General features: G+C 56.1%; 8 protein-coding genes and 1 pseudogene. 2 read left to right on the top strand and 7 right to left on the bottom strand.

From position 1 onward, the window contains the following. Nucleotides 1–125 precede the first annotated feature (125 nt). From CKO23_RS27045 to CKO23_RS23335, 6 genes and pseudogenes are all read right to left on the bottom strand, one after another. Nucleotides 126–242: pseudogene (locus CKO23_RS27045) on the bottom strand (Rpn family recombination-promoting nuclease/putative transposase); the annotation flags it as partial. Between the two features lie 89 nt (nucleotides 243–331). Then, the gene (locus tag CKO23_RS23355) at nucleotides 332–1,201 is read right to left on the bottom strand and encodes an ABC transporter permease (RefSeq protein ID WP_200335716.1); all 870 of its coding nucleotides are present in this window, start codon (nucleotides 1,199–1,201) and stop codon (nucleotides 332–334) included. A 64-nt stretch (nucleotides 1,202–1,265) separates the two neighbouring features. Beyond that, nucleotides 1,266–1,859 (bottom strand): tetratricopeptide repeat protein, encoded by a 594-nt coding sequence (locus CKO23_RS23350; RefSeq protein ID WP_200335714.1) that lies wholly within the window; start codon nucleotides 1,857–1,859, stop codon nucleotides 1,266–1,268. 14 nt (nucleotides 1,860–1,873) lie between these two features. After that, nucleotides 1,874–2,797: a hydrolase 1, exosortase A system-associated gene (locus tag CKO23_RS23345; RefSeq protein WP_200335712.1), complete on the bottom strand. Its 924-nt coding sequence runs from the start codon at nucleotides 2,795–2,797 to the stop codon at nucleotides 1,874–1,876. After that, a complete protein-coding gene (locus tag CKO23_RS23340; RefSeq protein WP_200335711.1) occupies nucleotides 2,794–3,630 on the bottom strand; it encodes a hydrolase 2, exosortase A system-associated in 837 nt (278 codons plus the stop codon). The genes CKO23_RS23345 and CKO23_RS23340 overlap by 4 nt, the downstream gene beginning before the upstream one ends. After that, nucleotides 3,627–3,962 carry an acyl carrier protein gene (locus CKO23_RS23335; protein ID WP_346014676.1) on the bottom strand — a complete coding sequence of 112 codons (336 nt, stop codon included), beginning with the start codon at nucleotides 3,960–3,962 and terminating at the stop codon, nucleotides 3,627–3,629. Before CKO23_RS23335 ends, CKO23_RS23340 begins: the two co-directional genes overlap by 4 nt. 32 nt (nucleotides 3,963–3,994) lie before the next feature. Between CKO23_RS23335 and CKO23_RS23330 the strand changes: the two genes are divergently transcribed. Together CKO23_RS23330 and CKO23_RS23325 are read left to right on the top strand one after the other, a co-directional pair. Further along, nucleotides 3,995–5,197, top strand: coding sequence for a DegT/DnrJ/EryC1/StrS family aminotransferase (locus tag CKO23_RS23330; protein ID WP_200335710.1), 1,203 nt, complete (start codon nucleotides 3,995–3,997; stop codon nucleotides 5,195–5,197). A gap of 2 nt (nucleotides 5,198–5,199) precedes the next feature. After that, on the top strand, nucleotides 5,200–6,249 hold the full coding sequence (locus CKO23_RS23325) for a GNAT family N-acetyltransferase (RefSeq protein WP_200335709.1): 1,050 nt from the start codon (nucleotides 5,200–5,202) through the stop codon (nucleotides 6,247–6,249). Nucleotides 6,250–6,811: 562 nt separating this feature from the next. Here CKO23_RS23325 and CKO23_RS25340 read toward each other — a convergent pair. Beyond that, on the bottom strand, nucleotides 6,812–7,009 hold a 198-nt coding region (locus CKO23_RS25340; protein WP_207168672.1), incomplete at its 5' end, for a hypothetical protein.

Raw genomic sequence — 7,009 nt, 5'->3', positions numbered from 1 at the left:
GTAGGGGGCGGTGTGTTGCGGTTGTAGGGGGCGGTGTGTTGCGGTTATTCTTCTCGATTCGGGGCGGGATCGCAATCCCGGTTTGGGGGTTTGGGGATTGCGTGTACAGGAAGGTGGGAGATCCTTGATCGGTTGGCGCCTTGATACAGGAGCCCGAGATCCGTTTGGATACGCACCGCCATCCAGGGATCGATGCTGGATTGAAATTCGAGCAGGAGGTCAACGTACCACCAATCCGCACCCCGTGGGTGGGGTCGCGATGGATCATGGTGGATGTTTGGGGCACGGCCGGCGTTTCGTGTCATCACAGTGATGCGATGTTGCCGCTCTATCAGGCGCTCATGCGCTCGATGAGGATCGGCATGGCCAGCCGATAGACGATCCAGACCGCCAGCAGGAGCAGAAAGGCTAGCAGATTGACCGCGATGAAATAGCCCAAATACTCAGGCGGCAGGCCAGTGAGCCAGTCGCGGGTCGTGAGGATGAGGGGCGAGAGCGGGTTGAGGGTAAAGAGGGTCGCGGCGATGCCGTCTTTGGGCATCGGGAAGACGACGGGCGTGACGTACATGAGAAACTGCATCACCAGCGGGAGACCACGGCCGATGTCGGTATAGAGCATGCCGACAGGGGTCAGCATCAGTCCGATGGCGGTGCCGACCAGGATGATAGAGAGGATACCGAGCGGAAAAAGCAGGATACTCCAGCCGGGCATGATGCCAAGCAACATCAGCGCGCCGATCAGAAGGATAATTTTGATCACGGCGTTGAACAGGGTCTGGTAAACCCCTGAGACGATGAGCGCCTCACGCGGGAAATTGAGTTTGGCCAGCATGGATTTAGCGGCGGTGGTCTGCTGCAAGGGGGCATTGAGGGCGTCCATGAAGATGGCCCAGAGCATGGTGCCGGTAAAGACGTAGACTGGATAAGGGAGCGCGGTTTCGCCAACGGCGACGATTCCCGTACCGCTGAGAAAGATCCAGGTGATGGTATTGGCGAGCGGTAGAATGAACACCCAGAGAAAGCCCAGGAAGGCTTGACGGTATTGGGCGCGGATGTCGCGCACGGCCAAGCGCCAGGCCAATTCACGACCGGCGACGAGATCGTGGAACATGTCGCGGATCATCTGCGCTGGATGCTGAAGACGACTATCGGCGGTATAGCGCGTCACCGGGAGATCCAAGATAGCGTGGTCAGGCTTCATCATCTCCTCCAGAAAAAACCTTCAATTTTTTAAAGACTTAAGGGTGGTATCAATCATGTTATAGTCACGGCGATCCCCTATCCGGTTTGTCTGTCGATGGACTATCTGTCCGCAGTTCTCTAAGTTTGCGCTGTAATATCGCCGATTGTTGACTCCGAGAAATGCCCTGCTCAAGAATTTTGATCGCCTCGGCTGTATTGCCCTGATCGAGATAGTAATCACTAAGACGAGAATAAGCCGGGACATAACGCGGATTGGCCTCAATGGCCTTCTTCAGCCATAGGACCGCATCCAGTGGCTTGTCTAGCTTGAATAAGATCCGGGCCTTTGTCGTATACATCTCGGGTAAAAAGATGAATTTTGGATTACGGTTTTGGTTTAGAACGTAGTCGATATCTTTTATCGCTTCACCAAGCCAGAATTTGCCATCTGGTGGTCTTGCAATTGAAATCCTATTTTCTTCATTCAAGGCCCAGCAATAGTGATGCAAATGAGAATAGGCCCATCCATACTTCTTGATATAGACATCAATTGGCGTTGGATCCTGGCTGATATCCCGAATTTGCTGAGTTCCCCGACAATACGCTGGCAGCCTAAGCAGTTCACTGACACTTTCAACTCGACCGGCTTGTGCCATCGTGCTGAATAAACAAAACATGACGATTGACCATCTCATCGTGATTGCACCCCGTGGGCTAAAAAATCAACCGTGAGCGTTGAAGCGACGTCTCTCCATTCCCGGCTCGAAAACGTATGATTGGCTTCCTGAATGATTCGACGGGTGATGCGTCTGGATCGGAAGATGGCACGCCAGCCAGGATGGATGTCGGTTAATAGGGTGAACTCGCTTGCTGTCAAATCGTTGCCGCTGAGCATCAATAAGGTCTGTCCCTGAAAATGAGACAGCCCAAACAGCATTCTCCAGATGAAATCCGATGCGGTTGGCTGGGGACTATGGGTACCTAACGATTGACTGGCTTGCATGGCCATAGGATCCCGGGTCAGTCGCCGAGTGCTCCATCGCGTCTGCGCGAGCGTCGCACGCAGAGCATCGAGAAAATCGCGAACGGATGCGCCAACTCGAAATTCACCCGACACCAATTTCCTCCACAAAGATGGCTCTAGTAGGCGCCGGAGATAATAGTACTTCAGTCGCGCCTGAGCGCCCGACGTCTCCGTATGAACCCAGGGATTCAAGAGGATCAGGCTGGTCACGCGCGAATCTTGATGACTGTAGATAAGTGCGGCGGACGCGGCATCACAGAGTCCCCAGATCGCGACGGAACTTAAAGTGGGCACATGAGCAAACAGTTCATCGATTGCTACAGTGATATCGGAATCGATTGCCTCAAAGGTCCGAGATTCGCCCTCGCTATCACCCATTCCGCGATAATCGAAGCGCAGACTGGCAATTCCGGCCTGCGCCAGATCGCGCGCCAACAGGGTGAATTGGCGATGGCTCCCAGCGCGATACTGCGGACCGCCGACGACAATCAGAACACCGGTTGGGATTGGGCATGCGTCGGGTGTTGCAATCACGCCGACCAAGCGGTCACCCTTACAGTCGAACACGATCGGCGATTCTGAATACGTCATGGCAGGAGTCGATCCATGATGTCTAGCGTCGTCTCCAGCAACGCGGGGCACTCGGTGATTTCCTGGGTGACCCAGAAGGATTCCCCCCCGACGCGGCTTGCATGCAGAGTACATCCGCAATCGATCCAAGTCTGCATCACTTTCTGATTGGCGGGTGAGGCTGGGCTCTGTGGATGGGCGACGACATCGATCCAGGCGGCTCGGCTGGGCGGTGTCATGGTGTCCAGACGGAGTGGGGCGATGGCCTCGGCCAGTTCCGAGGCGAGGAGATAGCCGCCGACTTCGACGGGCTCGCCGCCCTTGAGTTGCTCGCGCAACTGGCGCGTGCCGGTTTGCGCGCGGCCCTCGGTCAACATCTCGCTGGCAAGCTTGATGCGTAGAAACTGATTGAGAAACAGGTCGCCGTTGGTTACTGGGTGCCACAGCATCACACCTTCGGCTTCGGGTAACCGAGCCGATACGTCGACGGCGAGGGTCGCGCCTAGCCGCAAACCCCAGAGGAGAAGGGGGATAGCACCGTTGTTTTCGCGCATCCACGCGAAGGCGCACAGTGCATCGTCGACCCAGCGTTTCCAGCGGGCATCGCCGAAATCGCCCCAACTGTCGCCGCAGCCGGTCAGGTCCAGTTGTAGCACCGCGTAGCCGGCCGCCGCCAGTCGTCGCGACTGCAAGGCTGCCATGCGCCGGGACTTGTGCATCTCCTCGGCGAAGGGATGCAAATACAGGACTTGGCCGCGTACCGATCCAGCCCGCGGCGTCAGATGAATGCAAAAGAGCGCACCGGACCCGCCGGCGAGAAAGAAGGGTGCGATGTCGACATCGGCTGTGGTCATGCCGAATCGTTAACCTTCTTGCTGACGAAATCGACGAGGCTGCCGAGTGTCTCGAAGGTGTCGGCGCTGATCTCGTCGTCCTCGACGTAAAACCCAAAGTGCTCCTCCAAGGCCGTGATGACATTGACCACGGCCATGGAGTCAAGCTCGGGGATCGCGCCGAGCAGGGGAGACGCGGTATCAAGGCTCACGCCGCGACTGCCGAGTTGCAGGGCTTGAGAGAAAATCGTCTTGACCTGATCGAAGGTGTTCATGCGTTGCGTAGGGGCCTCGGATGCGGCTAAAGTGTTTTGGCGCTCAGTGTAAAGGAGCGCCAAACGAGTCGCCAGCATCCAATTCTCATCGTTTACCATCTCAGGTTGCCATGTCGGTCATTCGCTACTACCCCCAGTTGGCCACTGGCGATGGTTTTCCAAAACCAAGCGTGCCGATGCTACCGCCGCTGTCCGCCGCGCATTGGTTGGGCGGAAAATCGGGGGCCAGTTCCTTTCTCGGTGAGGCGACCAACTTTACGCAGGGGCGTTATGCGTTGCTGTTCGCGCTGGAAGCCCTGGGTGTCGATGCAGAGTCGGCCGTGCTGATGCCTGCCTACCACTGTCGGTCGCTGGTCGAGCCGGCCGATCTGCTGGGTGCACGCGTGCTCTTCGTGCCAGTTAACGAGGATTTAACGCTGCGGCTAGACCTAGCTGAGGGTCTAGTGGCTTCCAGCCAGTTTCCCGTCAAGGCCATGGTTTTACCCCACTACTTTGGGTTTCCACAGCCGGTTGTCCCGATCGAGCGGTTTTGTCAGGCACATTCGATTTCACTGATTGAGGACTGCGCGCATGCCTTCTTCGGGCGAGCCGATGGGCGACTGCTGGGCCGGATCGGTCGCTTCTCCTTCGCCAGTCCACGCAAATTTTTCCCGATCGAGGATGGCGGTATCCTACTGGACAATGCCCCGGTCGTGGGTGCTGCGCCGCGCTTGCATCGTCAGCCTCTGAAAACTGAGATCCGAGCATTGGTTCATGGCGCTCAAAGCCTGCTCCGGCGGCGACCGCGCCGCCGGCCGGCGAATCCGTCGAGCGGCCCGATCATGGATGGCCTAGCCTGGCCAGACCATCACGATTTGGACGAGTCGACAGACACCTATGATACGGGCCTGAAATGGCTGGTTCCGCATCGCAGGCGTCTGGCCAGCACCTGGATTTCGCGACGGATCCTGAACGGCGCGGCGCTGGAGCTCATCGTTGTCAAGCGACGGCAATTTTATCAACGCTGGCTTACTGGGCTGTCAGGCATGTCGGGATGTCGACCATTGTTTCCGAGGCTCGATCATGAGACGGTCCCCTATGTGTTCCCACTTCTTATTGAAAGAAATCCTGACGCCGTTTTCCGTGCCTTGAAAACGCAAGGCGTGCCACTGTGGCGCTGGGAAGATATGGCGGTTACGGATTGCGCTGTATCCAAACGCTATCGTCACGGATTGCTTCAATTACCCTGTCATCAGGCACTTGAAGACGATGAGATCGAGTGGCTGACCCGGGCGGTTAAAGAGACGCTAAACGCATTTCAACAAGGCGCCTGAGAATGAGTTGGGACATCGTCCTCTTGGCTGGAAATCTTGGTGCCTATCGTGATGACTGGGACCGGCTGAATGACACACTCTATGGCCGCCAGCCCTTTTTCGACAGCCGATTTGTTGAGCCCATGCTCAAATTCTTTGCGACGGGTAACGAACGGCTTTGTATTCATTCGAGCGATGGCGTCATCGATGGGCTGTTGATTTTGGCTCCAAGACGCGCGGGCATTTGGAGTCTTTTCGCTCCCTCGCAGGCTCAGATTGTCCCGGTTTTGCTGGACAATGTCGCGCATCTTCAATCACTCTTCGGATCACTGGGAGGTTTCCCTCTAACCATTGAATTGCAATGTCAGGATCCGCTCCATGCGGTCATTTCTCCTGGCGACAACAATTTGCCCGTCACCTATGACCAGCATGCATTAACGATATCGGTCACGCTGAAAGACGGCTTTGAAAACTATTGGTCATCGCGCTCTAGAAACTTGAAGCACAATGTTCGCCGCTATTTGCGGCGCGTTGAACAAGACGCATCATCTCTTCGAATAGAATGCCATGAGGCGGCAGACAAGATGCAGGAAGTCGTTGGTCGATATGGAGAATTGGAGTCGAGAGGGTGGAAAGGCGATCAAGGTACCGCTTTGCATGCGACGAATGCACAGGGACAGTTTTATGCCACATTGATGGAGAACTTCGCCTCAAGGGGACAGGCATCAATCTACGAGCTTTATCTTAAAGAGCGCATGATTGCTTCACGATTATGCATTCTGAGTTCGGAAATGCTAATTATCCTCAAGACAACTTACGATGAAGCACTATCTCAATATTCTCCAGGGCGCCTGTTACTCTACCTGGCATTGGAACGGGAGTTTTCGCTAAAGCGCGTTAAGTCGGTCGAGTTTTATACCAATGCAAATCAAGATCAGATCAGTTGGAGCACGGACCAACGCGTTGTCCAACATGTAACATTGTTCAGATCTTCATTGCTCAAGCAGGCATATATTATTCGGAGCAGATTGCGCCGCAGACCGATGAAGGAAGCGCCTGACTCATCAGCCTAAAGACATCTGGCCGCCTCGATAGATTTCGTCGACTGGATCCTACCACTAGGCGCATAGATGCATCCTGCTCAGTCTCAGTCGTCGCCAGCATGCCTTGCGCTGGATCAGCTCTGGCTTTGCTGAGTACTTCATCCGCTGCCGGCCATGGAAAGCGAAGCGAAGGCCGGTAGTCCCGGGTAGGCGTAGAGCGCGGGCGGAGTGGCGAAGGGGCGGAGTCCCGAAGCCGCGAAGGCGATATGCAAGCGCCTCCGAGACGCCGTCGAGTCATTCGCGTAGGACCGGTGCGCAGCCCGAGCGTGCCCCTTGGGGCGCAGCGCGTGGCGGAGCGGGACGAGCCCGGGCCAAAAGGTTGTCACGTCGCGAGGGCGTGGGGGCGACTTGGAGTCCCGCCACGCATCCTGAGCGACGCTGACACTCCGGCTGGTTTTTTTATGATTGCCGTTCTTGCAGTTGCGGTCTTGGCGATTCCGCAGAGGCTCATATCAATGAATACCAAAATGCTTCTGGCATTTGCCTTGCTGTTCATGCTAATGACGGCAGGCCCATTATTCATACACTTGTTTCATTGGATATCTGGGTGACCCGAAATAGGCTCCTTTCGGGCCAGGGTAGAAGTGGATGCCTTGATCATCGTTCGGTTGCGCCAGGCAAAGCCTGGAAGGAGAGGAAGATAGCGAACGGATAAGCAAATCGGAAACTCCTTGTTGCGGCCCACCGGGTGCAAGTCCCGAGCCGGTAAGGATTGGCCATCCACCGGAAC

This window comes from Thiocystis violacea, from assembly GCF_016583565.1.
Lineage (GTDB): Bacteria > Pseudomonadota > Gammaproteobacteria > Chromatiales > Chromatiaceae > Thiorhodococcus > Thiorhodococcus violaceus_A.
The sequence above is the reverse complement of the archived record's forward strand: the minus strand, read 5'-3'. Positions and strand labels throughout refer to the sequence as shown.

Coding starts and splice junctions, on each gene's coding strand:
- CKO23_RS23345 (WP_200335712.1), bottom strand. CDS start 2,797: ATGACGTATTCAGAATCGCCGATCGTGTTCGACTGTAAGGGTGACCGC.
- CKO23_RS23340 (WP_200335711.1), bottom strand. CDS start 3,630: ATGACCACAGCCGATGTCGACATCGCACCCTTCTTTCTCGCCGGCGGG.
- CKO23_RS23355 (WP_200335716.1), bottom strand. CDS start 1,201: ATGAAGCCTGACCACGCTATCTTGGATCTCCCGGTGACGCGCTATACC.
- CKO23_RS23335 (WP_346014676.1), bottom strand. CDS start 3,962: ATGCTGGCGACTCGTTTGGCGCTCCTTTACACTGAGCGCCAAAACACT.
- CKO23_RS23330 (WP_200335710.1), top strand. CDS start 3,995: ATGTCGGTCATTCGCTACTACCCCCAGTTGGCCACTGGCGATGGTTTT.
- CKO23_RS23350 (WP_200335714.1), bottom strand. CDS start 1,859: ATGTTTTGTTTATTCAGCACGATGGCACAAGCCGGTCGAGTTGAAAGT.
- CKO23_RS23325 (WP_200335709.1), top strand. CDS start 5,200: ATGAGTTGGGACATCGTCCTCTTGGCTGGAAATCTTGGTGCCTATCGT.